This window comes from Escherichia sp. E2661, assembly GCF_004745185.1.
Taxonomy (GTDB): domain Bacteria; phylum Pseudomonadota; class Gammaproteobacteria; order Enterobacterales; family Enterobacteriaceae; genus Escherichia.
Genome location: NZ_PDIG01000028.1, coordinates 36,980 through 62,457, shown reverse-complemented (window position 1 = coordinate 62,457; position 25,478 = coordinate 36,980). Strand labels below are relative to the sequence as shown.

General features: G+C 48.6%; 19 protein-coding genes and 3 pseudogenes. 11 read left to right on the top strand and 11 right to left on the bottom strand.

Features of this window, described 5'->3' with window-relative positions; translation table 11 throughout:
- Window positions 1–47 precede the first annotated feature (47 nt).
- From ptsP to CRI63_RS24730, 3 genes are all read right to left on the bottom strand, one after another.
- A complete protein-coding gene (gene ptsP, locus CRI63_RS14500; RefSeq protein ID WP_135519919.1) occupies window positions 48–2,294 on the bottom strand; it encodes a phosphoenolpyruvate--protein phosphotransferase in 2,247 nt (748 codons plus the stop codon).
- A gap of 12 nt (window positions 2,295–2,306) precedes the next feature.
- Window positions 2,307–2,837 carry an RNA pyrophosphohydrolase gene (gene rppH, locus CRI63_RS14495; RefSeq protein WP_130207736.1) on the bottom strand — a complete coding sequence of 177 codons (531 nt, stop codon included), beginning with the start codon at window positions 2,835–2,837 and terminating at the stop codon, window positions 2,307–2,309.
- A gap of 352 nt (window positions 2,838–3,189) precedes the next feature.
- Window positions 3,190–3,336 (bottom strand): hypothetical protein, encoded by a 147-nt coding sequence (locus tag CRI63_RS24730; protein WP_276606370.1) that lies wholly within the window; start codon window positions 3,334–3,336, stop codon window positions 3,190–3,192.
- 185 nt (window positions 3,337–3,521) lie between these two features.
- On the opposite strand from CRI63_RS24730, the gene mutH reads away from it, so the two are divergent.
- From mutH to CRI63_RS14465, 5 genes and pseudogenes are all read left to right on the top strand, one after another.
- Window positions 3,522–4,223, top strand: coding sequence for a DNA mismatch repair endonuclease MutH (mutH, locus tag CRI63_RS14485; protein ID WP_130221488.1), 702 nt, complete (start codon window positions 3,522–3,524; stop codon window positions 4,221–4,223).
- Between the two features lie 57 nt (window positions 4,224–4,280).
- Window positions 4,281–4,994, top strand: a complete 714-nt coding sequence (locus CRI63_RS14480) for a TerC family protein (RefSeq protein ID WP_064529833.1) — start codon at window positions 4,281–4,283, stop codon at window positions 4,992–4,994.
- A gap of 141 nt (window positions 4,995–5,135) precedes the next feature.
- Complete coding sequence (gene ygdR / locus CRI63_RS14475; RefSeq protein ID WP_000758660.1) at window positions 5,136–5,354, top strand: lipoprotein YgdR; 219 nt, start codon at window positions 5,136–5,138, stop codon at window positions 5,352–5,354.
- 107 nt (window positions 5,355–5,461) lie between these two features.
- A pseudogene (locus tag CRI63_RS14470) lies at window positions 5,462–6,501 on the top strand (NADP(H)-dependent aldo-keto reductase).
- Between the two features lie 156 nt (window positions 6,502–6,657).
- A complete protein-coding gene (locus CRI63_RS14465) occupies window positions 6,658–8,307 on the top strand; it encodes a DUF4139 domain-containing protein (RefSeq protein WP_135519917.1) in 1,650 nt (549 codons plus the stop codon).
- Window positions 8,308–8,345: 38 nt separating this feature from the next.
- On the opposite strand, the gene lplT is transcribed toward CRI63_RS14465, so the two are convergent.
- Both lplT and aas read right to left on the bottom strand, forming a co-directional pair.
- Window positions 8,346–9,539 (bottom strand): lysophospholipid transporter LplT, encoded by a 1,194-nt coding sequence (gene lplT / locus CRI63_RS14460; RefSeq protein WP_135519915.1) that lies wholly within the window; start codon window positions 9,537–9,539, stop codon window positions 8,346–8,348.
- Window positions 9,532–11,691 carry a bifunctional acyl-ACP--phospholipid O-acyltransferase/long-chain-fatty-acid--ACP ligase gene (gene aas / locus CRI63_RS14455; RefSeq protein WP_130207748.1) on the bottom strand — a complete coding sequence of 720 codons (2,160 nt, stop codon included), beginning with the start codon at window positions 11,689–11,691 and terminating at the stop codon, window positions 9,532–9,534. Before aas ends, lplT begins: the two co-directional genes overlap by 8 nt.
- A gap of 585 nt (window positions 11,692–12,276) precedes the next feature.
- On the opposite strand from aas, the gene galR reads away from it, so the two are divergent.
- On the top strand, window positions 12,277–13,308 hold the full coding sequence (gene galR, locus CRI63_RS14445) for an HTH-type transcriptional regulator GalR (RefSeq protein ID WP_130207752.1): 1,032 nt from the start codon (window positions 12,277–12,279) through the stop codon (window positions 13,306–13,308).
- A 6-nt stretch (window positions 13,309–13,314) separates the two neighbouring features.
- Here the strand turns inward: galR and lysA are convergent, their stop codons facing one another.
- Window positions 13,315–14,577 (bottom strand): diaminopimelate decarboxylase, encoded by a 1,263-nt coding sequence (lysA, locus tag CRI63_RS14440; RefSeq protein WP_135405597.1) that lies wholly within the window; start codon window positions 14,575–14,577, stop codon window positions 13,315–13,317.
- A gap of 121 nt (window positions 14,578–14,698) precedes the next feature.
- Between lysA and lysR the strand changes: the two genes are divergently transcribed.
- Window positions 14,699–15,616, top strand: coding sequence for a DNA-binding transcriptional regulator LysR (gene lysR, locus CRI63_RS14435; protein WP_130221484.1), 918 nt, complete (start codon window positions 14,699–14,701; stop codon window positions 15,614–15,616).
- A 4-nt stretch (window positions 15,617–15,620) separates the two neighbouring features.
- Here lysR and ygeA read toward each other — a convergent pair whose 3' ends face one another.
- From ygeA to CRI63_RS14405, 5 genes and pseudogenes are all read right to left on the bottom strand, one after another.
- Window positions 15,621–16,313 carry an amino acid racemase gene (gene ygeA, locus CRI63_RS14430; protein WP_135519910.1) on the bottom strand — a complete coding sequence of 231 codons (693 nt, stop codon included), beginning with the start codon at window positions 16,311–16,313 and terminating at the stop codon, window positions 15,621–15,623.
- Between the two features lie 118 nt (window positions 16,314–16,431).
- Window positions 16,432–17,851: pseudogene (gene araE, locus CRI63_RS14425) on the bottom strand (arabinose-proton symporter AraE).
- Between the two features lie 324 nt (window positions 17,852–18,175).
- A pseudogene (kduD, locus tag CRI63_RS14420) lies at window positions 18,176–18,938 on the bottom strand (2-dehydro-3-deoxy-D-gluconate 5-dehydrogenase KduD).
- 28 nt (window positions 18,939–18,966) lie between these two features.
- Window positions 18,967–19,803 (bottom strand): 5-dehydro-4-deoxy-D-glucuronate isomerase, encoded by an 837-nt coding sequence (gene kduI / locus CRI63_RS14415; protein ID WP_130207764.1) that lies wholly within the window; start codon window positions 19,801–19,803, stop codon window positions 18,967–18,969.
- 278 nt (window positions 19,804–20,081) lie between these two features.
- The gene (locus tag CRI63_RS14405; protein ID WP_130207766.1) at window positions 20,082–21,269 is read right to left on the bottom strand and encodes an acetyl-CoA C-acetyltransferase; all 1,188 of its coding nucleotides are present in this window, start codon (window positions 21,267–21,269) and stop codon (window positions 20,082–20,084) included.
- A gap of 264 nt (window positions 21,270–21,533) precedes the next feature.
- Between CRI63_RS14405 and CRI63_RS14400 the strand changes: the two genes are divergently transcribed.
- The 4 genes from CRI63_RS14400 to CRI63_RS14385 all read left to right on the top strand — a co-directional run bounded on the left by CRI63_RS14400 (window position 21,534) and on the right by CRI63_RS14385 (window position 25,474).
- Window positions 21,534–22,754, top strand: coding sequence for an amino acid permease (locus CRI63_RS14400; protein WP_135519908.1), 1,221 nt, complete (start codon window positions 21,534–21,536; stop codon window positions 22,752–22,754).
- A 460-nt stretch (window positions 22,755–23,214) separates the two neighbouring features.
- Window positions 23,215–23,847 (top strand): helix-turn-helix transcriptional regulator, encoded by a 633-nt coding sequence (locus tag CRI63_RS14395; protein ID WP_130207770.1) that lies wholly within the window; start codon window positions 23,215–23,217, stop codon window positions 23,845–23,847.
- A 342-nt stretch (window positions 23,848–24,189) separates the two neighbouring features.
- Window positions 24,190–25,005 (top strand): transcriptional regulator, encoded by an 816-nt coding sequence (locus CRI63_RS14390; RefSeq protein WP_135519906.1) that lies wholly within the window; start codon window positions 24,190–24,192, stop codon window positions 25,003–25,005.
- Window positions 24,992–25,474: a hypothetical protein gene (locus tag CRI63_RS14385; RefSeq protein WP_130217902.1), complete on the top strand. Its 483-nt coding sequence runs from the start codon at window positions 24,992–24,994 to the stop codon at window positions 25,472–25,474. Before CRI63_RS14390 ends, CRI63_RS14385 begins: the two co-directional genes overlap by 14 nt.
- Window positions 25,475–25,478: the final 4 nt, after the last annotated feature.

The window sequence follows — 25,478 nt, the reverse complement described above, 5'->3', positions numbered from 1 at the left end:
CCAGGCTGGTTGCCGGATACCGTTAAAAGATATGTATACGATCCGCGCTATAGCCCCCCGCGAATCAGCCCACCCATGCCGCGACGCTCCATAAATGCCGCAACCTGATGACGAACTTCAGTCGCCAGTTGTGCTTCCAGGCTGCGCCGCGCAAGGTTTTCCGCTTCGGCAAAATCAATGCGCCGCAGCAAATATTTTACGCGCGCGACAGAACGCCCGTTCATAGACAGATGGCGATACCCAAGCCCAATGAGGATTGCTACGCACATAGGATCTCCCGCCATTTCGCCACACAAACGGAGATCTATCCCTTGCGTTTCCGCTTCCCGGGCGATCATTGCCAGCGCACGTAACATCGCAGGATGCAAGCTGTCATAAATGTTCGCAACTCGCGTGTTGTTACGATCAACAGCCAGGATGTATTGAGTCAGATCGTTGGTGCCAACAGAGATAAAATCGACCCGGTTTGCCAGATGCGGCAGCATAAACACCATCGATGGCACTTCCAGCATGATACCGATACGCGGTTTGGGGATCGCATAGCCGATCATCTCCTCGACTTCACGTCCGGCACGTTCAATCAGGCGGCGTGCTTCGTCAACTTCATCGAGGCTTGTGACCATCGGCAATAAGATGTTCAGGTTGCCCGTTGCTGCATTGGCACGCAGCATCGCCCGCACCTGGATCAAAAAGATCTCCGGCTGATCGAGCGTAATGCGGATCCCACGCCAACCCAGACATGGATTCTCTTCGCTGATAGGCATGTAAGGCAGTTGCTTATCAGCACCAACATCCAGCGTGCGCAGCGTGACAGGCTTATCATTGAACATTTGCAACATGCCCTGATATTGCGCCACCTGCTCTTCTTCCGACGGGAAACCGCTTTGCAACATGAAAGGAATTTCAGTGCGATAAAGGCCGATGCCATCAATACGGCTGCCCAGTTTTTCTTCATGTTCCGGGCTTAAACCCGCATTGAGCATGACTTTAATGCGCTCACCGCTTTTTAACTGTGCAGGTAAATTGACGTCATCTTCCGCCAGTCGGCTTAGCTCATTTTCTTCGCTAATTAGCCGTTGGTATTCTTGTAGCAGCACCGGTTCCGGGTCGACCAGTAATTCCCCGCGATAACCATCAACAATCAGCGTCCGATGATGCAACACTGAAGGTTGAATGTCCGCCCCCATCACCGTAGGAATACCCAGCGCGCGCACCATAATCGCCGCATGGGAGTTGGCCGCACCATCGCGTACGACGACGCCGACTAAGCGATCCTGAGGCAACTCCGCAAGGGTCGTCGCCGACAATTCATCTGCCACCAGAATGAAACGTTCCGGCCAGGCGTTCGACCCCTGATTTGCATCATCAAGGTGAAACAGCAACCGCTGGCCCAGCGCGCGTAAATCGCCAGCGCGCTCTTTGAGATAGTTATCACTTAGCGCGGCAAACTGTTCAGCAAATTTTTCAATGACCGTTTTCACAGCCCACTCTGCGACCGAGCCTTTATCCACCTCGGCAAACAGTTCGCGACGCAAACGGGTGTCGGAAAGCAGGTGCGAGTAAAGATCGAAAATGGCCGCCGTTTCTTTCTGCGCCCCGGCAGCAAAGCGTTTGCTGTAACGACGAAATTCGTTAGCTGCCTCTTCCAGCGCTCCGGTCAGGCGCTCACGTTCCAGCGCTGGATCCAGCGTTGATGCCTGATACACCTGTTCCATTAAGGGTAAAGTGGCATCCTGCCAACCTTCGGCAATCGCCACGCCGGGTGCAGCCGGTAATGCGCGGATTCGCGTCTGGCGATATTGTCCGAATAAGGCAGTCAACTGCGACTGGGAAAGAATGGCCGCCATCTGGGTGGCGAGCGTCACCAGAAAGGATTCTTCGCTTTCATCGTACTGGCGTAGCTCTCGTTGCTGCACCACCAGCACGCCAAGCAATTGGCGACGCTGAATAATCGGAACGCCTAAGAAAGCACGGAAACGCTCTTCTTTTACGGAGGGGACATATTTGAAGCTGGGGTGTTTTTGCGCATCCGCAAGGTTTATCGGTTCCGCCAGCCTGCCAACCAGGCCGACGATCCCTTCATCAAACGCGAGCGTTACGGTGCGACCTCGCGGTTTTTTCAGCCCCCGAGTCGCCATCAGGTAGTAACAACGTCGGTCGTGATCGGCCAGGTAGACCGAACAGACTTCGGTATCCATCGCAAGACAGATGTCGGTAACCAGAATATTCAACGCCTCGTTAAGGCGGGGAGCACTGGCTACCTTTTCGACTATTTCGCGCAGGCGAGTGAGCATAATTGGCGTGACTTAACCTCTTTTACGTCGATAAGTAGATGCGTTTTGTGGTTTAGGCGTATTGTCCTGTAGCGCCATCACAACACTCGCAAACTCTTTCATTACCCTGCGGTAGACATCACGTTTAAATGACACCACCTGTCTGACCGGATACCAGTAACTTACCCAACGCCAGCCGTCAAACTCTGGTGTACTGCTGGTTTGCATATTGATTTCCGCATCGCCGCTCACCAGCTGCAAGAGAAACCATTTTTGTTTTTGGCCGATACACACCGGCTTCGTGTCCCAACGCACCAAACGTTTTGGTAATTTGTAGCGCAACCAGTTACGCGTTGAAGCAAGGATTCGAACGTCTTTGCGGCTTAATCCTACTTCTTCAAACAATTCACGGTACATCGCCTGTTCTGCGGATTCTCCGGGGTTAATTCCGCCTTGCGGAAATTGCCAGGAGTGCTGACCAAATCGACGGGCCCACATTACTTGCCCCTGACGATTACAAATCACGATACCTACGTTTGGGCGGTAGCCATCGTCATCAATCACCGGACTACCTCAAAATAAAACTTTATATGCGAATGATTGTTTCATACTCCTGGAAGGCGGTAAACCACTCTCTGCAAGGCATTACACACTAATAACAATTGAATAACTCACAGTTAAGTGCAGAGTTATAAACAGCAGAGGGGGAACATCACCGTTTTTATTCACCTTTTCTGTGGATAGAGTTGTGAAGAACTACGGAATTACTACGGGAAAACCCAGAGCATTCTGAACACCCCTGATTCAGGCATTACAAAATAATAATTACTAATCAATGAACTAGGTGCTTAAATCGCTACCAAACAGGTAAAATCGTGACCTGTATCACACTCACTGTATACGAGGTGGTGAAAGATCAACCAATGTCGTATTTATCCACAGAATGTGCCAATAAGTTAAGCACCACATCACTAAAAATTGGAGTTTCGTCGCACGTCAAGGCTGTAAATGGAAACAGTAGTGAGGGTTTTTCACAGTTATCCCAGCTTTCTGTGGATAACATGGTGTAAGATCCTGTTTATTTTCAGTGACCAGATTTGGAAAACCTCCCCATACGTTGCGCAACACGGTTATCTGAGGCCTAAAAAGCAATATAAATCATGTAATTGAATAACACGCGTGGAAAAAGTTACACTTGGCATATCCGGTATAAAATTGCTGCTCAATTTTTAATCAAGGTATAACACCATGCTCCAGCCTCGCCCATTGCTCTCTCCACCAGAAACTGAAGCGCAGTTATTTGCGCAAGCACAGCAACTTTCCGGTTACACATTGGGTGAGCTGGCGGCACTTGCCGGGCTGGTTGCACCGGAGAATTTAAAGCGCGATAAAGGCTGGATAGGCGTGTTGCTGGAAATTTGGCTTGGCGCAAGCGCAGGCAGTAAACCTGAACAAGATTTTGCGGCCCTGGGCGTAGAGCTAAAAACGATTCCTGTGGATAGCCTTGGCCGTCCTCTGGAAACCACTTTCGTTTGCGTAGCGCCTTTAACCGGCAATAGCGGCGTCACCTGGGAAACCAGCCATGTACGTCACAAGTTAAAACGCGTGCTGTGGATACCTGTAGAAGGCGAGCGCAGTATTCCTCTGGCGCAGCGGCGCGTAGGGTCGCCATTACTGTGGAGTCCAAATGACGAAGAGGAACGGCAGTTACGCGAAGACTGGGAAGAATTAATGGATATGATTGTTCTTGGTCAGGTTGAAAGAATTACCGCTCGTCACGGGGAATATTTACAGATAAGACCTAAAGCGGCGAATGCGAAAGCGCTCACCGAAGCCATTGGCTCCCAGGGTGAACCGATTCTGACACTGCCACGCGGCTTTTATTTAAAGAAGAATTTCACCAGTGCGCTATTGGCTCGTCATTTTTTGATCCAGCACCCATCGCTTTGACCTGCCGCATTCCGGGCATATAATTACCGCTTCATTTTTTTGGCAGGGCTTTGTTTGATGTTATTTGCATGGGTAACCGATCCTAACGCCTGGCTTGCGCTCGGTACGCTGACGCTGCTGGAGATCGTTCTTGGGATCGATAATATTATTTTCCTCTCGCTGGTGGTGGCAAAACTACCTACAGCACAACGTGGCCACGCACGGCGTCTGGGTTTGGCAGCGGCTATGGTCATGCGTCTGGCGCTGCTGGCGTCTATTGCCTGGGTCACGCGTCTGACGAATCCGCTTTTTACAATTTTCAGTCAGGAAATTTCCGCTCGCGATTTAATTTTGTTACTCGGCGGTCTGTTCCTTATCTGGAAAGCCAGCAAGGAAATCCACGAATCCATCGAAGGTGAAGAAGAAGGATTGAAAACTCGCGTTTCATCATTCCTCGGCGCTATCGTGCAGATTATGCTGCTGGATATTATTTTCAGCCTCGACTCGGTGATTACCGCTGTGGGCCTGTCAGATCACTTATTCATAATGATGGCAGCAGTGGTAATTGCCGTAGGCGTGATGATGTTCGCCGCGCGCTCGATTGGTGATTTTGTCGAACGCCACCCTTCGGTAAAAATGCTGGCGCTCTCTTTCCTGATTCTGGTGGGCTTTACCCTGATTCTGGAAAGTTTCGATATCCACGTACCGAAAGGTTACATCTACTTCGCGATGTTCTTCTCTATTGCGGTTGAAAGCCTCAACCTGATTCGCAACAAAAAGAATCCGCTCTGATATTCCGTTCGCTCTCCTGCGGGAGAGCGTTCGGCCAGCTCTCCTCCTCACAGTTTAAGATTTTCCTGCTTTCATGATGTATAACGTCAGATTATAAACAGTCTATTATCATTAATGGGCAAAATAGGTGAGGATGACCGGATGAAAAAATGGGCAGTATTAATTTCTGCAGTCGGACTGGCATTTGCCGTTTCCGGCTGTTCCAGTGATTACGTCATGGCGACCAAAGATGGCCGTATGATTTTGACAGATGGAAAACCGGAAATTGATGATGACACCGGGCTGGTGAGTTATCACGATCAGCAAGGTAACGCGATGCAAATAAACCGTGATGATGTTTCGCAAATTATTGAACGTTAAAAAATAAGGTCAGCATCCGGCTGGCCTTAAGATTTTTCTCTTTCCCTTTTCCCTTCCCTCTGCCATTTTTATATTCCTTATGTCGTGATTATAAAAAGGAAACGGCTATGCAATATCACCGTATACCCCACAGCTCGCTGGAAGTCAGCACGCTGGGGCTTGGCACGATGACGTTTGGTGAACAGAACAGCGAAGCCGACGCCCACGCACAACTCGACTATGCCGTTGCTCAGGGCATTAACCTTATCGACGTTGCCGAGATGTACCCGGTACCGCCACGCCCCGAAACTCAGGGGTTAACCGAAACCTATGTCGGTAACTGGCTGGCAAAACATGGCAACCGCGAAAAATTAATTATCGCCTCCAAAGTGAGCGGACCGTCGCGTAATAATGACAAGGGGATCCGCCCGGATCAGGCGCTGGACAGGAAGAATATTCGCGAAGCTCTGCATGACAGCCTCAAGCGTCTGCAGACTGATTATCTCGATCTCTATCAGGTGCATTGGCCACAGCGCCCCACCAACTGTTTCGGCAAGCTCGGTTATAGCTGGACAGATTCTGCGCCTGCGGTTTCGCTGCTGGATACGCTGGACGCACTGGCAGAGTACCAACGCGCGGGAAAAATTCGTTATATCGGCGTGTCGAATGAAACCGCATTTGGCGTAATGCGCTATTTACATCTCGCGGATAAACACGACCTGCCGCGTATCGTCACCATTCAAAACCCCTACAGCTTGTTAAATCGCAGCTTTGAAGTGGGCCTTGCTGAAGTCAGCCAGTATGAAGGCGTCGAGTTACTGGCTTATTCGTGTCTTGGTTTTGGCACGTTGAGCGGGAAATATCTCAACGGCGCAAAACCGGCTGCGCGCGCAATACACTCTTTAGCCGCTTCACTCGCTACAGCGGTGAGCAAACGCAAAAAGCCGTCGCGGCGTATGTTGATATAGCCAAACGTCATGGTCTGGATCCAGCTCAGATGGCTCTGGCCTTTGTGCGTCGTCAACCGTTTGTTGCCAGCACTCTGCTGGGCGCAACAACGATGGAACAGCTGAAAACTAACGTCGAAAGTTTGCATCTGGAGTTAAGCGAAGACGTGTTGGCAGAAATTGAAGCGGTGCATCAGGTTTATACTTATCCGGCACCGTGATCCTCTCGCCTGGCGTTTTGCGCCAGGCGTCTTTTTTCCCACTTTTCAGAATATATTCACTACTTTTCGCCGCATCTTTCCTGACAAAGCGCAATAGACTCTTTCGGTCAACGCCAGCGCGCGTTTCAATGTCTGTGCCCATTGTTAAGGATAACCATGTTGATTTTCAAACCTCTTCCCCTCGCTATGTTGCTTACTGGGTGTATGTCCTCCGCCTGGGGGACGCAGTTAACCCAACCGCTAACACTTAAAGACGTCACTGTTTATCTGCATGGTGCCAGCCTGCAAGGTGAAGAGACACTCAACTTACCGGCAGGTGAAAGCGAAATCATCTTCACCCATATTGCCAATTCAGTAACCGACGACAGCATCGCTATCTCTATCGATAACGGAGTGACGGTGCTTTCCTCACGTATCGCGCTAATGGAAACACAGCCGAATGCGTTGCCGTCAGAGATTCAGCAACAGTTAAAAGCAGCAAAGGTGGAACAGGCAAAACTAACCGCCGAGAAAAACAATATTGCGGCTCAAATTAAGGTATTAGAGGCAAATAGCACATTAACCAATAAAAGTGCCGCCGAAGTTGGCAAGTATCTGCAAATGGTGAAAGAGAAAAATGGTGAGTTACTACGAGCCGACAATGAGTTGACGCAGAAACTTGCTGATAACCAGCTTGAAATTGAAAAGCTGGAACAACGCGAGAGTATGAATAACGGCGATTCAGAGGCTGCCGATGATCCGCAGGTTATTATCGCTAAGGTCTATGCCCCCCAAGCCGTCACGGCGAAGGCAGTGGTGCGCTATATGACGCCAAATGCCGCATGGACGCCGCTCTATGATGTTCACGCGAGTGCCATCAACCAACCGCTTCGTCTGGTTTATAAGGCTAATATTCGCCAGTACACCGGGCTTGCATGGAAAAACGTTAATCTCGTGCTCTCGACCAATGAACCTGATACTCATCTCACCTTGCCGCAACTGGAAACACAGTATGTGGATGTACCGGAGTATGGTGGCGGCTCGCTTTCAGCATCACCTGTGATGAAACAGCGTTCGGAAAATTCGTCTGACCAGGATGCCTCAGAATTGCAGAAAGCCCTGGGGGCAGAGATGCAAAAAACAAGGGAACAACGAGCCGGGCGCATGTATGCGGCATCGGCAGCGCCCGTTTCACCGCAACCAGAAAGTTTCACCGCGCAAAATGTTCGCTATGCACTTTCGCTGCCGTGGCAAATCGACAGCGATAATACCGCGCGCACGGTGGTCATTAAGGAAGAGTCGGTCAACGGTAAATATCGCTTCTTTGCTATTCCAAAGATCAGTAATGACGCCTGGCTCCAGGTGCAAATTAAAGAGTGGGAACAGTTAAATTTAATCCCCGGCGAAAGTCAGATCTTCTTTGGCAACAACCGTACCGGCGTGGGTTATTTGCAGCCGCCGGAAGATGGCAAGTCGCTGGATATTCAGCTTAACCGCGATCCTAAGTTGATTATTCAGCGTAAAGCCGCACTCAAAAAAGAGAATGCGTTATCTATCTTTAACGACAGCGCAATACGTAACTTCAGTTACACCCTTAATGTGAAGAACAGCTACGGCGAAGCGGTGGATATTACTCTGCTCGACCAGATCCCAGTCAGTGCTAATAGTGATATTACGGTAGAAAAAATGCAGTACGGGCAGGCGCAGTTTGATGCAAAAACGGGTGAACTGACCTGGACGCTGAAACTGTCAGGCAAAGAGAACGTGAGTCTGCCATTCTCTTACAGCGTGAAGTATCCGAAAGGTATGCACCCTTCGGGAATGTGACCTTCGCCAGATGGCTGAATGTGCCATCTGGCAAAAGATTAATGACGGCGTTGCCAAATCCACAGCGCCGTTATTGCCAGCGCAAACAGCGCACCAAAGCCAATGCCTATGGGCACGACTGGGATGCCTACCATTACTGCCAACGAGTAAATTCCCAACATCAGCAGCATGGCGCTGTTTTCGCCGAGATTCTGTACTGCAATCGCATTCCCCGCCCCGACGCTTTTTTGCCTCGCTCCTGTAATAATGCATTGAGCGGTACGACAAAAAAAGCCCCCCAGTACGCCAATCAACATCAGCAAGGCATAGGCTGGCAGCAGTTCGTGTTGCAGGGAGAAAATCAGCACCACCACGCCAATCAAAATGCCGGCTGGCATGCAGCGTGATACGGTTTCCAGGGTGACCAGTTTTGCTGCCGCCCCCGCACCAACCACGATGCCAATCGCCACCATCGCGTTGAGGTAGGTCGGGGTCGCGTTATCGGTAATGCCCAGCGCCACCGGCACCCACAGCACCAACAGAAAACGCAACGTGACACCCGCGCCCCAGAATAAACTGGTTCCCACCAGCGAAAATCGTGTTTCACCGTTGTGCCATAATACGGCGCAAGCAGAGATAAAGCTGCGGGCCATGTTGATGAGATTCCACGACTGTCCCGGACGCGCCGCCGCCAGTTTCGGAATGTAGAGATTTGCGGCTACCGCGCCAGCATAAGCCAGCGCACAGGCCGCCAGCGCGGCAAGAACATGCCAGTCCGCCAGCACGCCACCGGCTACGGAACCGAGTAAAATCGCCGCAATGGTGGAGGCTTCCATCAAGCCGTTAGCTTTCACTAACTGATTACCGGTTGTTAACTCGCCAAGAATACCGTATTTCGCCGGAGAATAAGCCGCTGCACCGACGCCCACCAGCGTATAACCGAGAAACGGATTAATGCCAAAACAAATACTGGCAGCACCCAGCAACTTAAGGCCGTTGGCAAACATCATTACCCGGCCTTTCGCAAAGCTATCCGCCACCTGACCGACAAACGGCGCAAAAAGAATGTAAGCGCCCACAAACACCATTTGCAGGATTGGCTGACTCCAGTCTGGGTAGAACTGCGCTTTCAGTAGCGCCAGAGTGGCAAACAGCAGCGCGTTATCGCCAAACGCAGAGAGAAACTGCGCGGCAATAACTGCTTTCATCCCCTTCGACCATAGCGAAGTGTTAGTGTGCACTGACTCACTCATCGTGTTTTTCCGCTTCGTCTACCCAACTTTTCAACGTGACAAAGTCAGGCTTGCCGCTGCCCAGTAATGGCATCTGTTTCAGATAGCGAATGTCACGCGGTACGGCAAGTTCCGGTACGCCGTGCTCGCGGGCGTATTGCTGTAGTTTATCGCGCGTCAGTTCGCTGTCTGTAGTGAACAATACCAGCGCCTCGCCTTTACTGGCGTCGCTCTTAATCGCGGTGGCATGGACTTTATCTGGAGAAACACCAAGTGCCAGTTGTTCCACCATTTCCAGTGAAACCATCTCTCCGGCAATTTTGGCGAAGCGTTTTGCTCGCCCCTGAATCTGCACAAATCCCTGTTCATCAAAACGCACGATATCGCCAGTGTCATACCAGCCGCGCTCCATCTCACCGTGGATGTTCTCAGCCGTTGGCACTTCCAGCACGCCTGGTTTCTCCACCCGCAGGTAGCCGTTCATTATGTTCGGCCCTTTTAGTTGCAGGCGACCACCTTCTTCAATACCCGGCACTGCCAGCAGACGTGCATCCATCCCCGGCAAAATACGCCCGACGGTGCCAGGTTTCGCTGCCATCGGTACGTTGATGGACACCACTGGCGCACATTCAGTCACGCCGTAGCCTTCAAGAATACGCAGACCAAATTTATCCTGCCAAAGTCGTTTGGTGCTTTCTTGTAGTTTCTCCGCGCCAGCCACCACATAGCGTAGACGATAGAAGTCATACGGGTTGGCGAAGCGCGCGTAATGACCAAGGAAGGTCGAAGTGCCGAAAAGCACCGTACAACTGCGGTCGTACACCAGTTCAGGCACAATGCGGTAATGCAATGGACTGGGGTAAAGGAAGACTTCTGCGCCCGTCAGCAGGGGCGTAAACAAGCCAACAGTTAAACCAAAGGAGTGAAACAGCGGTAACGCCGACATAAAGCGATCGTTGGTGGTGAAATCGGCAATCGTTTTAATCTGCTCGACGTTCGCCAGAATGCTTTTATGGCTATGGACGACGCCTTTCGGATGGCCTTCAGAACCGGAGGTAAAGAGGATCAGCGCCTCTTCTTCTGGCTGCTGTTTTACCTGTGCCAGACGCGGCATCAACAGATGGGCGAAGATCCACACTTTGTCGGCAGTGGTGACATCCGCTTTTAAATCTTCCAGATACACCCAGCGTACCTGAGTTAGCTGCTCCGGCAGATGCCAGAGTTTGCCTTTGTCGAGGAACTGGCGGGAAGTGAAGATAGTTTTGATTTCAGCCGCCGTAATGGCGCTGGTCAGCCCTTTTACCCCAGCGGTGTAGTTCATCATTGCCGGAATACGGCGACGGGCGATGGCCCCAAAAATCACTGCCGCACTAATGCCCGCATTGGGCAGCATTAAGCCGATTCTTTCCCCTTCAACGCTATATTTTTCGAGGATGCGACCAACAAACAGTGTTTTAGTGAGCAACTTGCGATAGGTATCCGGGGTAAAGTTGACGTCTTCGACACACTTTTTCCTGGCCCCAAAACGGTACATTGCGCTCAGTAGTGATTCGTACAGCGTTTCACGTGGGCGTACCGCCATACGCGCTTCCATCATAATTTGGTGCAGCATTTCCCCCGCGATTTTACGGCGGTCACGGGCGCGCGGCGCATCTGGCATCGGCACCTGCGTGGGAGGCAAAATATGCAGATGAATTTGCGGGAACAAGCGCCGTTTAACCAGACCTTTCAGGCGACTGAAGTGCGTAAGCTCTGCCCCTTCAATTCGCACCGGAATAACCGTCGCGCCTGACTTCGCCGCCACAAAACCGGCGCCATCGTAAATTTTCATCAGCGAACCGGTGGTCGTGATGCGCCCCTCCGGGAAAATCACTACCGGACGGCCTTGTTCCACCAAACGAACCAGATGTTTGATTGCCATCGGCTGTGTCGGATCGAGAGGAACGAAGTCGATAAATGATTTCAACCAACGCATATACCACTGCTGGCTGATGGAGGTGTAAACAGCAAACACCGGGCGAACGGGTAAAAATAGCGCCAGCAGAATGCCATCAATAAAAGAGACGTGATTGGGCGTGATAAGAACGCGCTCGCCCTTCAGCGCCTGGGTGTCACCTGTCACGCGAACGCGGTACAGAGCAAGGCACAAATTTCGAAAAAAGCTAAAAAGCATTTCAACTCCCTTTGCTCATTATTCATTAAATGCGAATGCGGTGAGATTACACGAGATGAAGGGCTCGAGCGACAGTAAAGTCGGTGCGAAAAAAAACCTGCGCATCCGCGCAGGTTGGTGCAAGAGACAGGGTACGAAGAGCGTACCGAATAATCTCACCAATCAATACCTCTGGGATCTTGATTGTGGTCCGCACGACGACGCTTCGCCAGCGAGAAAAAGCAAAGGAATGAAGGGAAATGCAACGAGGTGTGTAAATTGTCGGTTACTGTTACAGATTTGCGACAGGCAAAAAAAACCTGCGCATCTGCGCAGGCTGGTGTAATTCATGTGCTCAACCCGAAGTTGACTTCACCTATCAATACCTCTGGGATCACCACTTTATCAACCTGTAGACAAATGCCACCAGCAGTCAATCGCAACAGCGTTTCGCAAAGTGTAACCAAAGGTTTGCAATCTCTTTTTTTCCTTACGTATTCTCGTTTCGCGCACACTTCCCACGCTGAAATCACAACGCCCCTTGAACCAACGGGCGTTTTCCGTAACACTGGCAGAATGTAAGCGTTTACCCACAAAGGTATTTTCATGGCGACCATTAAGGATGTAGCCCGACTGGCAGGCGTTTCAGTCGCCACCGTTTCCCGCGTCATTAATAACTCTCCAAAAGCCAGCGAAGCTTCTCGTCTGGCTGTGCATAGCGCAATGGAATCTCTGAGTTATCACCCGAACGCTAACGCCCGCGCGTTGGCTCAACAGACCACTGAAACGGTTGGCCTGGTCGTTGGTGATGTTTCCGATCCGTTTTTCGGTGCAATGGTGAAAGCGGTCGAACAGGTGGCTTACCATACCGGTAATTTCTTATTAATTGGCAACGGTTACCACAACGAACAAAAAGAGCGCCAGGCCATTGAGCAGTTGATTCGCCATCGCTGCGCCGCGCTGGTCGTCCATGCCAAAATGATCCCGGATGCCGATTTGTCCTCATTGATGAAGCAAATACCCGGCATGGTGTTAATCAACCGGATCCTTCCGGGTTTTGAGAGTCGTTGTATCGCTCTGGACGATCGCTACGGTGCCTGGCTGGCAACACGCCATTTAATTCAGCAGGGTCATACGCGCATTGGTTATCTCTGCTCTAACCACTCTATTTCTGATGCCGAAGATCGTCTGCGAGGGTATTACGATGCCCTTGCCGAAAGCGGTATTCCGGCTAATGATCGGCTGGTGACTTTCGGCGAACCGGACGAAAGCGGTGGCGAACAGGCGATGACTGAACTGTTGGGAAGAGGCAGAAATTTCACCGCCGTGGCTTGTTATAACGACTCGATGGCGGCAGGCGCGATGGGCGTGCTCAATGACAATGGGATTGATGTACCGGGTGAAATTTCGCTGATTGGTTTTGATGATGTGCTGGTGTCACGTTATGTACGCCCACGGCTGACCACGGTCCGTTACCCAATAGTGACAATGGCGACCCAGGCTGCAGAACTGGCATTGGCGCTGGCGGATAATCGCCCACTGCCAGAAATCACCAACGTCTTTAGTCCTACGCTGGTACGTCGCCATTCAGTTTCAACACCGTCGCTGGATGCAAGTCATAACGCAGCCAGCGACTAGCCGCGATTAAAGCAACTCGAGCGCCAGTAATTCCTCAATGGTCTGGCGGCGGCGAATCAACCGCGCCTGACCATTATCAAACAGAACTTCTGGCAACAGTGGGCGGCTATTGTAGTTAGATGACATTGACGCACCATATGCGCCGGTATCATGCAGCACCAGATAATCGCCCGCCTTCACTTCCGGTAAGGCACGGGTTTCGACATTCCCCCCTTCCTGCTGGGTAAAGACATCGCCCGATTCACATAATGGCCCTGCGACAACGGTTTCCACCGTTGGCGCATGTTCAAGAGAGCGACCATCAGCCGCCAGCGCGCTAATATGGTGGTAACTGCCGTACATTGCCGGGCGCATCAGATCGTTAAATCCAGCGTCAACCAGCACAAAGTGGCGACTCCCCATTTGTTTGACGCTCCGCACCTGGGTAATTAACACACCAGACTGCGCTACCAGGAAGCGACCCGGTTCGATTTCCAGTTTCACAGGGTGACCGAGATGGCGGGCGATTTGCTCACGCGCGGCATTCCACAGACCATAATAATGTTCAGTATCAACCGCCTCTTCTCCCTGCTGATACGGAACAGAAAGCCCGCCCCCCGCAGAAATAGCCTGTAAATCCTGACCGAATTCGATGACCTGATGCACCATCGCGCCACACACCTGCTCCAGATGCGCATAATCAACACCAGAACCGATATGCATGTGAATGCCAACCAATTGCAGATGATGACGTTGTATGACTTCCAGCGCGGCCGGAAGATCGGTATACCAGATGCCGTGCTTGCTGTTTTCGCCACCGGTATTGGTTTTTTGGCTATGACCGTGACCAAAGCCCGGGTTAACGCGCAGCCATACCCGATGCCCTGGCGAAACCTGGCCAAGTTGTTCGAGCATATCAACGGAGCCGGCGTTTACTGGAATTTGTAATTCACTGACGCGATCGAGAGTCGCCTGATCGATAACATCCGCAGTAAAGACAATGTCATCGGGATGCGTTTGCGGATTATATCCCGCCGCCAACGCGCGTTCGATTTCCCCCAATGAGACGGAATCCACTTTCACGCCCTGTTCGCGCATTAAGCGCAAAATATGGATATTGGAACAGGCTTTCTGTGCGAAGCGCACCACATCAAACTGTTTCAGCGCTGCAATCTGCCGACGAATAATTTGCGCATCGTAGACCCACACCGGGCAGCCAAATTCTGAGGGCAAACGCAGTAGATTTTCGGCGGTGAGATCGGTATCGGGGCTGAACAGTGAATGTGGCATAACAAACTCCAGATAAGTGCTTTTTTATGATTACGCCACATCATAAAAAGAATAAAAAATATCGATTTATGTCGAGTCTATGCAAAAATGATATGGATTACCGGATTGCGAGAGAACGCCAATGGCCGCCGTTAACTTACGTCATATTGAAATTTTTCATGCGGTTATGACCGCCGGCAGCCTGACTGAGGCGGCACAACTGCTGCATACTTCACAGCCAACCGTCAGCCGCGAACTGGCGCGCTTTGAAAAGGTAATCGGATTGAAACTGTTTGAACGCGTACGCGGTCGATTACACCCTACCGTTCAAGGGCTGCGTCTGTTTGAAGAGGTACAGCGCTCCTGGTACGGGCTGGATCGCATCGTCAGCGCCGCCGAAAGTCTGCGCGAGTTTCGCCAGGGAGAACTGTCTATTGCCTGCCTGCCGGTCTTTTCGCAGTCTTTTTTGCCGCCGCTGCTACAACCGTTTCTGGCCCGTTATCCTGAAGTCAGCTTAAACATTATCCCGCAGGAATCACCGCTACTTGAAGAGTGGCTTTCGGCACAACGTCATGATCTCGGACTCACCGAAACGCTGCATACGCCTGCGGGTACGGAACGCACCGAATTACTGTCTTTAGATGAAGTGTGTGTTTTACCGCCAGGTCATCCGCTGGCGGTAAAAAAGGTATTAACACCGGAAGATTTTCAGGGTGAGAACTACATCAGCCTTTCCCGTACTGACAGCTATCGCCAGCTGTTGGATCAGTTGTTTAGTGAGAATCAGGTTAAACGACGCATGATAGTAGAAACCCATAGCGCCGCGTCAGTTTGCGCGATGGTACGGGCGGGGGCGGGAGTTTCGGTAGTTAACCCGCTCACCGCTCTGGATTATGCGGCAAGCGGATTAGTGGTTCGGCGGTTCAGTATTGCGGTTCCCTTCACCGTCAGCCTGATTCGCCCCCTGCACCGCCCGTCATCAGCACTGGTGCAGGCATTCAGCAAGCATTTACAAACCGGTTTACCAAAACTGGTTGCCGCTCTTGAGGCTATTTTGTAGCGAATTACGACAGCATAAAGGCGACTGCATCCTCGGCATGAATAGCCGCAGTATCAAACACAGGCAGAACACTGCGCTCTTCTGGCACCAGTAAACCAATTTCCGTGCAGCCAAAAATGACGCCCTGCGCGCCCTGTTCTGCGAGGCGAGCAATCACTTGCGCATAATAAGTGCGTGATGTTTCGCTAAAATGCCCCAGACACAGTTCTTCAAAAATAATCTGATTAATTTTCGCCCTTTCATCCGCTTCAGGGATCAGACAGTCGATGGAAAATTGCGCCGCCAGTCGCCCACGATAAAAATCCTGTTCCATGGTGTAGCGTGTACCCAGCAGCGCCACGCGAGTCATTCCGGCACGGGTAATTGCACGTCCAGTGGCATCCGCAATATGTAAAAAAGGCAGTGTACAACGGGATTCGATAGCATCCGCTACTTTGTGCATCGTATTGGTACATAACACAATGCCTTCAGCCCCCGCCCGCTGTAAGCCAAGCGCCGCTTCAGCCAGAATTTCTCCTGCTTTGTCCCACTCCCCGCGACGTTGACACTCTTCTATTTCATGAAAATCAACGCTATGTAGCAGCACTTGCGCAGAGTGAAGCCCACCAAGTCGCTGTTTAATGCCTTCATTTATCAGACGATAGTAAGGAATAGTGGATTCCCAGCTCATACCCCCTAGCAGACCAATTGTTTTCATTCCTTTCTCCTGACTTGTGAGTTAATGCAGCAAGGCTGAATAAGGAACTCAACGGCCTGGCGCCTGATCTCTATTAGCGAAAAAAAGGCCGGATGTACAGCACATCCGGCCAGAGACATCAGATGCCGATATTTCTCAATTTCTCGCCTGCCATCAGTTTGCGTTCGATATGCTCCAGCGTGACATTCTTGGTTTCCGGAATGAGCCAGAAGGTAATACCCACAAACGCAATATTCAGCGCGGTGTAGAGCCAGAACGTACCGGCTGCACCAATGCTGTCGAGCAGCGTCAGGAAGGTCGCGCCGATAATCATGTTCGACACCCAGTTCGTGGTGGTCGAACAGGTAATACCAAAATCGCGGCATTTCAGCGGCTGAATTTCAGAGCACAGGATCCACACCACTGGCGCGGCACTCATCGCATAACCGGCAATACACATCATCGTCATGCCAACAGAGAGCCAGGACAGGCCACTGGAAGCCGTACCGTTATCAAACTGCATCAGGCAATAGCCCAGCACCAGAGTGCCTAACGCCATCACGCTGAAACCAATTTTCAGTGCCGGTTTACGCCCGGCTTTATCTACCGTAAAGACCGCAATGAAGGTGGCGAACATAAAGGTCAGCCCCACGACCAGAGTCGCAATCATCTGCTGTTCGGTCGTCGTAAAGCCCGCCATTTTGAAGATGCGCGGCGCGTAGTACATGATGATGTTCATACCGGTAAATTGTTGCATCGCCTGCAACAACATACCGAGGAATACCGCACGACGTACGTTACGGTTGATTTTAAACAGCGCCCAACCGCCTTGTTTTAACTTCAGGCTTTCACGAATTTCGTTAAGTTCTTCTCGCGCTTTTTCTGATGTATCGCGCAGCATACGCAGCACTTCTTCCGCCTCGATATGACGCCCTTTCTCCGCCAGCCAGCGCGGGCTATTTGGCAGGAAAACAACCAGAATAATCAGCAGGACTGCCGGTAAGGCAAGAACACCTAACATTGCACGCCAGTTACCGCTATAGCTGAATGCCGTGTCGGATAAAAAACGCCAGCACGATGCCCAGCGTTACCATCAACTGGTACATACTGATCATCTTGCCACGTACGTTTTCACTCGCCATTTCAGAGAGGTACAATGGAGCTGTATAAGAAGCAATCCCCACGGCAATCCCAAGCACCACACGAGCGGCGATTAACATTTCTACGCTGGTCGCAAAAGCCGACCCTATCGAACCGAGCACAAACAGGATAGCCCCTGCCATCAAACTGTATTTACGTCCCAGGCGGAACGACAGCCAACCATTGAACAGCGCACCAATTGCCGCGCCGAGCATCATGCTACTGACCACCCATTCCTGCAATCGACTGGTTAGCACAAAGTGATCGGTAATGAACGGCAACGCTCCGGCGATGACCCCGATATCAAGACCGAATAACAATCCTGCGACCGCAGCAGCTACCGAAACAAACATATTCATACGACGCGTATCTCGCAGAGGACGCGGCGTTAAAGCAGATTCCGTATTGATAGTCACCATTTTTTTCCTGCCAGCAGAGAATAAGACATAGTGAAAAAATACGTGAACAACTCATTCTGGTGTCAGGTCGGAATCAGTATAAATATGGATTAAATTGCTACGACATGCGGTTATGTGATGGATATTCCAATTTTCAAATTAAGTAAAATTATTAACATTATTATTAACTACCTAATTTTAAAGCAGATAAAACTCATAAAGTTTATTAATTGATAATTGATATGGATTATTTCATAACCGAGATATGGATTATGATGATCTGCAGGTATAAAAAACCCTGCCATACTGAATGAACGGCAGGGTCATAAAAGTGAATTGAATAAATTAACGCGCCAGCCAGCCGCCATCTACAGCGATGGTATAACCATTCACATAGTCTGAAGCACTGGAGGCAAGGAACACCACTGGCCCCATCAGATCGCTCGGCAATCCCCAACGCCCTGCCGGGATGCGGTCAAGAATTTCCGCACTACGCTGTTCATCAGCCCGCAGTTGTTGGGTATTGTTGGTCGCCATATAGCCCGGAGCAATCGCATTAACGTTGATGTTATGTTTTGCCCATTCGTTCGCCATCAGACGGGTCACGCCCATCACGCCGCTTTTTGATGCAGTATACGAAGGTACGCGGATCCCGCCCTGGAAGGAGAGCATGGACGCGATATTGATAATCTTGCCACCGTTGCCCTGTGCGATGAAGTGTTTCGCCGCCGCCTGAGACATGAAGAATACACTTTTGATGTTCAGGTTCATCACATCGTCCCAGTCTTTTTCACTGAAATCGAGTGCATCTTCACGGCGAATCAATCCGGCGTTATTGACCAGGATATCAATATGGCCGAACTCTGCTACCGCACGATCCAGCAGTGCAGGAATGCCATCAATCTGACGCAGATCGGCGGTCAGGCTTAAAAAAACGACGCCCCAGCGCCGTGACCTGTTCAATGGTTTCTGTCGGTTCAACGATATTAATACCGACGATATCACAGCCCGCTTGCGCCAGTCCCAGCGCCATCCCCTGCCCCAGTCCAGTGTCACAGCCAGTGACTACCGCGACTTTACCATCAAGAGAAAATTCTTTTAAAATCATGATAATACCTTATTCATTTTGCCCGCAACTAGCGCAGGTCTTTAACGGCAACGTGGTCCATATCATCGAAGACCTGGTTTTCACCGACCATGCCCCAGATAAAGGTATAAGCTTTGGTCCCTACGCCGGAGTGGATAGACCAACTCGGGGAAATGACTGCCTGCTCGTTATGCATCACAATGTGACGCGTTTCTTGCGGTTGTCCCATCATGTGGAAAACGCAGGCGTCATCATCCATGTTGAAATAGAAGTAAACTTCCATCCGACGCTCGTGGGTGTGGCATGGCATGGTATTCCACAGGTTTCCCGGAGCCAGCTCCGTTAGCCCCATGCTCAACTGGCAGGTTTCCAGCACATCTGGCACAAAATATTTGTTAATTGTGCGACGATTACTGGTGATGTTATCGCCCAGCGTAACCGGAGCGACTTCAGCCGGGGTCACTTTTTTAGTGGGATACGTCGTATGAGCAGGTGCGCAGTTGTAATAAAACTTCGCCGGAGTGGCACTATCAATGCTGGCAAAGACCACTTCTTTTGCACCTTTGCCAACATAGAGAGCGTCGCGGTGACCGATTTCGTAGCATTGACCATCGACGGTAATCGTACCAGCGCCGCCAATATTAATAACGCCCAGCTCGCGACGCTCCAGAAAGTAGCTCACGCCCAGTTGTTTTCCAACTTCCCCGCCAACAGAAACCGTTTTTGCTACCGGCATAATGCCGCCAACAATAATGCGGTCAATGTGGCTGTAAACCATCGTGTACTCATCCGCGACGAATACCTTTTCAACCAAAAATTCATTGCGCAGCCCCTGTGTATCCAGCGTTTTTGCATGCGCACTGTGGATGCTCTGTCTTACGTCCACATCAACCTCCGATAATCATTGAACTGTAAAATTACAACGATTGTGAAACATCGTTTCGTTTTATTCTTTAAAGGATGATATGCCTGCACAGTGCGCTTTTCAATCAAAAATAAAACATTGTTTCATTTTTCGATAAAGGATTGAGAAAAGTGTCGCGTCGATCACGAATAAGTCAGGTGAAGGAAAAACTCAGCGTCTATGGGGTATGTGCGCAGACGTGCCAACCATCATTATGAAATGGCTTGATGGCGGCAGATGTTTAACGAATAGAAAGGAATTTAGATCGGGTCGTCACGTTCAATAGTTAACGCCACGCCCTGACCACCGCCAATACAAAGTGTAGCCAGCCCTTTACGCGCGTTGCGTTTTACCATTTCATGGACCAAAGAAACCAGAATACGGCAACCAGATGCGCCAATCGGGTGACCCAACGCAATTGCGCCACCGTTAACATTGACCCGACGTTCATCCCATTCGAGCATTTTGCCAACGGAAAGCGCCTGCGCGGCAAACGCTTCATTAGCCTCAATAAGATCGACATCAGAAAGCTGCCAGCCCACACGCTCAAGGCAACGGCGAGTCGCATATACCGGAGCAATACCCATCAGCGCAGGATCAACACCAACACTGGCAAAGGCGCGAATACGTGCCAGCACGGGCAAATTCAACGCTCGCGCTTTGGCTTCGCTCATCATCATTACCGCAGCAGCACCATCATTGATAGATGAAGCATTACCCGCAGTAACAGAACCGTGGCTATCAAATGACGGATTTAAGCTAGCCAGCCCTTCTGCACTGGCATCCGTACGCGGCTGCTCATCGGTATCAACAATCAATAGTTGCCCATTGTTTTGCGTTCTTACCGGGACAATCTCATCGTTGAATCGTCCAGCGTCAATGGCCGCCCGCGCTTTTTGTTGTGAACTAAGTGCATAGGCATCTTGTAATTGACGGCTGATACCATATTCACGCGCCAGATTTTCGGCAGTGACACCAATATGGTAATCATTGAATGCATCCCATAAGCCATCATGCACCAGACTATCAACCAGTTGGCTATCGCCAAGCTGTGCTCCGGTACGGCTATCTGTCAGGACATGTGGTGCGCGACTCATGTTTTCCTGACCACCGGCGATGACAATATCAGCCTCACCACACTGGATCGCTTGTGTGGCAAGGTGCAGTGCTTTTAACCCGGAACCACAAACATCATTAATCGTAATTGCCGAAACACTGTTGGGTAGACCACCTTTAATGGCCGATTGCCGTGCTGGATTCTGCCCAGCCCCTGCGGTCAGAACCTGCCCCAGAATCACTTCATCCACCGCATGTGCAGCAACGCCAGTGCGTTCTAATAACGCTTTCACGACCAGGCTACCAAGTTCTACGGCAGAATGGCCAGCCAACGCTCCACGAAAGCAGCCGATAGGTGTTCGTAACGCACCGACAATCACAACGTCTTTCATCACAACCTCGCACAGATTAACAGCGCAATAGTAAATGATTGTTAATAAAAATTATTTTAAATGTTTAAAAATAGTGATTTTTATCACAAAGGAAATTCACCGGAATGAGGGATGGATACCCAACTGGCACGCAAGGTTTGCATCTACTAACCCATGATTCCATGAGCTGATATAGCGTTAATCTCCCATGTTTGACCTGGTTTATGGTAAATTGCCCTCCATTTTTCTTAATTTGTAGATGATACGTTCAAATAATGTCTAAAAATTTGGTCAAAAGAAGAAACTCTCTGGAGCTTCGCACTTTACGGCACAGCCGTTGGCGCAGGCACGCTCTTTCTCCCTATTCAGCTAGGTTCAGCGGGAGCGGTAGTCCTGTTTATTACAGCACTGGTCGCATGGCCTTTAACATATTGGCCACATAAGGCCCTGTGCCAGTTCATCCTTTCTTCAAAAACATCCGCAGGCGAAGGGATTACTGGCGCAGTAACTCATTACTATGGCAAGAAGATCGGCAATCTGATTACCACTCTTTACTTCATTGCTTTTTTTGTCGTCGTGTTGATATATGCAGTGGCGATCACCAATTCGCTGACAGAACAACTGGCAAAGCATATGGTCATCGACCTGCGCATTCGTATGCTGGTGAGTCTGGGTGTTGTGTTAATTCTGAATCTCATCTTTCTGATGGGGCGCCATGCCACAATTCGGGTAATGGGATTTTTGGTGTTTCCACTAATTGCCTATTTCTTATTTCTTTCTTTCTACCTCGTCGGTAGCTGGCAACCAGCTCTATTAACTACCCAGGTAGAGTTCAATCAGAATACCCTTCACCAGATATGGATATCGATTCCCGTGATGGTTTTCGCCTTTAGCCATACGCCCATTATTTCAACGTTTGCTATTGATAGACGTGAAAAATATGGCGAACACGCTATGGATAAATGCAAAAAAATTATGAAAGTCGCTTATCTCATCATCTGCGTGAGCGTACTTTTCTTCGTCTTTAGCTGCCTGTTATCAATACCACCTTCTTATATTGAAACAGCTAAAGAGGAGGGCGTTACCATTTTATCGGCACTTTCTATGCTGCCAAATGCCCCTGCATGGTTGTCGATTTCCGGAATAATTGTCGCGGTTGTAGCAATGTCTAAATCATTTTTAGGTACCTACTTTGGTGTTATTGAAGGTGCAACGGAATTAGTCAAAACAACGCTACAGCAGGCAGGGGTTAAAAAAAGCCGTGCATTTAACCGCGCGCTATCAATTATGTTAGTATCACTGATTACTTTCATCGTTTGCTGCATCAACCCTAATGCAATTTCGATGATTTATGCGATCAGTGGTCCACTTATTGCCATGATTCTTTTTATCATGCCAACGCTGTCAACATATCTTATCCCGGCACTTAAGCCCTGGCGCTCCATCGGAAATCTAATTACGTTGATCGTCGGTATCCTGTGCGTATCGGTAATGTTCTTTAGCTAACCACTGATGTGAATGGTTCAAAATAACCACTATTTTGAACCATTCCAATTCTTACAGTGCACATCTTGCATTGTTCACCTTCCCCAAACGCTCCATAACTTAAACGAACATTATCAAGCTGTTATCCTAAATAAAAATCTGAACATCTTAATTAAGACTATTTAAGATGCATCACTTAGATTTACAAGATATCTTCTGGTCATTCGAAAACAATTTGCAGTATAGATATTCTTAATACATTAGGCACTTGTCTGATTTGCAATAAGGTCAATATGATTAACTGAGTGAAATCCAATCACATTTAAAGCTTAATGATGCACGCTTAAATATGTCATTAAGAATAATATCAAATACGGATTAAACACAATTTTTCATAAAAAGCTTACCAAATCAGAGTGTATTGACATCATCAATAACCAATGAAATTATGCAATTATCTATGAATAGGGAGGTTATTAACATGAGGCTTTGTAGTCGCTATAAAAGTCTTACATGCAATAGTTGCTCAATGCATTGCCAAATAATGCCAGAAAAATCACCACGTTTGCAGTATTGTGCAAATGCATGTTTTTGTATGTGGCCCGAAGAGAGTTCGTATTTTAATCGTGGCGTGGTTGAAGGTATATTAAGTAAAAACCACAATGCGCGATTAAGCGGATATATTTTTGTAGATTTTTCAGTAAGCTTTTTACGCCTTTTTTTAGAGAGTGACTGGATCGACTATCTTACGAGTACTGAGATGGGAATAGTGTTAGTAAGCGATCGAAATATGCAATCTCTTGCTAATTACTGGAGGAAACACAACTCCGCGATATCAGCCATTATATATAATGATGATGGACTGGATATTGCCAACGAAAAGATCAGGCAACTATTCATTGGTCGTTATTTGTCATTTACCAGAGGCAATACGTTAACTCAAATGGAATTCACCATTATGGGACATATGGTTTCTGGTTATAATCCATATCAGATTGCAGAGGTTCTTGATATGGATATCCGTAGCATCTACGCCTACAAGCAAAGAATTGAAAAAAGGATGGGTGGTAAAATAAACGAATTATTTATCCGTTCACACTCCGTTCAGCACTGAAACGTAACTGTCAATAATAATAAGCATTGTATATACGGGCACTTATAAAGATGCCCGTATTTTATCACATGAACTTTTAATTCAGTTTATTTGAGCGCTTATTTAATTATGTCACCTTACGCGCCACCGCAAAAATGAAAAGATATTGCGAGAAGAAGGCATAAAGACAACGGTTAAGAGTGTTAAATTTGTTAATTCACATGGAATTTTAAGTTGCATTGATATGCCATAATTATAGTTTGCATGATAAATATAAAATTAATATATATTTATTCCATGAATACTAATATACTTATCAAACTATATTATTTCAATTTACTTAATTTTATGTTTCATTGACGTATGTACTGGATTATTAACGATAATATTGAGTTCTGGCCAGAGCACAGAAAATTAATTTCGGTACATGACGCCGAGCTTAACGCCGTTCTGACAACGCCAGCAAGCAGGTGCTTATCGCTGCTACTTGAAGCCTTTCCTGATGTGGTTGCACAACAGGATTTTTTCTCCAGAGTCTGGGAAGAAGAAGGCATGCGAGTACCGGTCAACACGTTATATCAAAATATATCGATTATCAGACGCGGGTTTCGCACGGTTGGTGAAACCAACCATTCGCTTATTGCAACCGTACCGAGAAAAGGTTTTAAGCTCAGTAATGATGTAAGCATAGAAAACCATGTAATAATGCCTTCTGCAGATGCACAAAAGACCATATCTCCCCAATCCTTGAATGTTAAAGATGAGTTTAAAGAGACAAGTGCTCATCCAGATAATTATCTCAGAAATATAGTCAGGCTATCTAAAAATTATTTACCCATGCTAAGTGCATTTTCCGTAGGTTTGCTTACCGCATTTTTTCTCTGGAACAATAGTCAGCCCAAATCATTCTTTAAAGATTACAAAACTGTTGCACAATTAAATGGTTGTCATTTCAATGTTACAGAAGATAGCATTGATGGGCTGAAAGATCTCGAACAATATAAGAACCGTATATTAGGATCTGGAATTGATTGCAAAAAGTACCCCTGGCTATATTTCCCTCTCGATAAGTCATCTCCCGGATTGATTGTTATGGCATGCAAAAAGAACCATAGTAATAACACAGTTGCAGACTGTTTAACTCTATCGTATCGCGGAGTTAACCATGATTCGTTATAAAAAAACGCTGTTTATTATTTTATGCTTTCTCAGTGGCTTCATTTTTTTTATTGCCTATCATTATTCCAAAGAACAAATAGTATACAATGAGAAATGCACGGCCAATTGGATTATATTTAATGACCAGGGAAGGGCTAATCTCACTATTGACTTTATGTATAATAAAAATAAAAAGACAGGAACTGTTGCACTTAGCGGTACCTGGAAACAAAACACGAACACTTATAAATCATTTCGCCGAGATATTGAATATACGTGGATCGAAAATTATGACACTTTGCATCTTACCTCTACCAAAATAAATAAATTTGATATTATTGATCAAATTTCAGATGATAATCTTGCACAACTCCTGCCTGATTTTTATATATTCCCGGGAAAAATGATAAGCTATAATGTTCAAAAACAGAACAATCATGATTTTCTTTTAAGCATTGGCAATAGAGCAATTATGTATTGCGCAAGGTAACAAA

Coding starts and splice junctions, on each gene's coding strand:
- ygeA (WP_135519910.1), bottom strand. CDS start 16,313: ATGAAAACAATTGGTCTGCTAGGGGGTATGAGCTGGGAATCCACTATT.
- CRI63_RS14465 (WP_135519917.1), top strand. CDS start 6,658: ATGTTGATTTTCAAACCTCTTCCCCTCGCTATGTTGCTTACTGGGTGT.
- CRI63_RS14390 (WP_135519906.1), top strand. CDS start 24,190: ATGTACTGGATTATTAACGATAATATTGAGTTCTGGCCAGAGCACAGA.
- CRI63_RS14480 (WP_064529833.1), top strand. CDS start 4,281: ATGTTATTTGCATGGGTAACCGATCCTAACGCCTGGCTTGCGCTCGGT.
- mutH (WP_130221488.1), top strand. CDS start 3,522: ATGCTCCAGCCTCGCCCATTGCTCTCTCCACCAGAAACTGAAGCGCAG.
- lplT (WP_135519915.1), bottom strand. CDS start 9,539: ATGAGTGAGTCAGTGCACACTAACACTTCGCTATGGTCGAAGGGGATG.
- lysA (WP_135405597.1), bottom strand. CDS start 14,577: ATGCCACATTCACTGTTCAGCCCCGATACCGATCTCACCGCCGAAAAT.
- galR (WP_130207752.1), top strand. CDS start 12,277: ATGGCGACCATTAAGGATGTAGCCCGACTGGCAGGCGTTTCAGTCGCC.
- CRI63_RS14395 (WP_130207770.1), top strand. CDS start 23,215: ATGAGGCTTTGTAGTCGCTATAAAAGTCTTACATGCAATAGTTGCTCA.
- ygdR (WP_000758660.1), top strand. CDS start 5,136: ATGAAAAAATGGGCAGTATTAATTTCTGCAGTCGGACTGGCATTTGCC.
- CRI63_RS14385 (WP_130217902.1), top strand. CDS start 24,992: ATGATTCGTTATAAAAAAACGCTGTTTATTATTTTATGCTTTCTCAGT.
- aas (WP_130207748.1), bottom strand. CDS start 11,691: ATGCTTTTTAGCTTTTTTCGAAATTTGTGCCTTGCTCTGTACCGCGTT.
- ptsP (WP_135519919.1), bottom strand. CDS start 2,294: ATGCTCACTCGCCTGCGCGAAATAGTCGAAAAGGTAGCCAGTGCTCCC.
- lysR (WP_130221484.1), top strand. CDS start 14,699: ATGGCCGCCGTTAACTTACGTCATATTGAAATTTTTCATGCGGTTATG.
- CRI63_RS14405 (WP_130207766.1), bottom strand. CDS start 21,269: ATGAAAGACGTTGTGATTGTCGGTGCGTTACGAACACCTATCGGCTGC.
- CRI63_RS24730 (WP_276606370.1), bottom strand. CDS start 3,336: ATGTTATCCACAGAAAGCTGGGATAACTGTGAAAAACCCTCACTACTG.